1 protein-coding gene and 1 pseudogene are annotated in these 1,079 nt (G+C 47.5%); both read left to right on the top strand.

Features of this window, described 5'->3' with window-relative positions; translation table 11 throughout:
• Positions 1-245, top strand: a pseudogene (locus AXFE_RS19755) (IS1634 family transposase); the annotation flags it as partial.
• Positions 246-443: 198 nt separating this feature from the next.
• A partial coding sequence (locus tag AXFE_RS18060) for a hypothetical protein (protein WP_200891370.1) occupies positions 444-1,079 on the top strand: 636 nt, incomplete at its 3' end.

Genomic DNA, 1,079 nt, shown 5'->3' with positions numbered 1-1,079 from the left:
CTTATCACCTCCTTAGTGCTATTGAGCTGACCTTGAGGCAAAATAACGATAAGAGAAGATGGTCAACCATCAAAGAGCAACTCAACAGTCACCGCCGAGCCACCATAGTTCTTACATCAGATAAAGGCGTTGTCTATCACATCCGCACTAGTGGTGTTTCTGAGCCGGTTCACAAAGAGATCTACCGTCTCTTAGGAGTTAGTGATCCCCTTAAACGGATAAAGACCATTGCGACGCATTTGTAGTGTCCCAACGTAAGACCACATACTCAACTAGCTGGGAGAATGGTTTGATTTTCGGAAAGATGGGTTAGCTATCTGGTAATTACACGCGCTAATGCAGCTAGACACTATCTAACTGAACTACGCCAAGGAAAAGATACCTTCTTAGAGATCAAGAACTCCTCCAATGAGAGCATCTACATCAAAGAACTGGGTGATGGCATGGGTGCCAAGGTAGAAGTTACCGAGGTGGGAGATGGCCTAGGTGCCAAGGGAGAAGTTGTCGAATCGGGTGCCGAGGGAGAAGTTACCGAGTCGGGTGGTAACCTGGGTGCTGAGGTGGATTCCGAGCAAATAGTTGTTCATCTACAAGGCAGTGAGTCGATTACTATCGATTCCATGGATGGCCCTCCACAAGCCAACGAGTCACTTGGCGGCGATTCCCTCGGTTTTGATTCCATGTATGGCCCTCCACAAGCCAACGAGTCACTTGGCGGCGATTCCCCGGGTGTCGAGTCAATTGTCAACGAACCCCAGAGCAATGAACCCCAAGCCAACCATTCCAATAGAGCTCAACCATACGCAAGTGACTCCATGGATAACAAGATAAAGCAGATCCTATGTATCTCAGAGCGTCGCAGGGATAAAGAAGAGGCAATTGCTAGAGGTATGCAAACTAAGTTCCAGAGTGCATTTGACAAACTAGCTGACTCAGTTAAGCGTGGTCAATATTCCAATGCCACAACTGTGGCTTCAAGAATAGGAAAGCTAAAGCAAGAGCATCGCTCTATTGCACGTCGCTATGAGATAGATGCCATAACTGGCGATGACCAAAAAGTCAAAGAGCTGGTTCTAAGC

The organism is Acidithrix ferrooxidans, assembly GCF_000949295.1.
Lineage (GTDB): Bacteria > Actinomycetota > Acidimicrobiia > Acidimicrobiales > Acidimicrobiaceae > Acidithrix > Acidithrix ferrooxidans.
The sequence above is the reverse complement of the archived record's forward strand: the minus strand, read 5'-3'. Positions and strand labels throughout refer to the sequence as shown.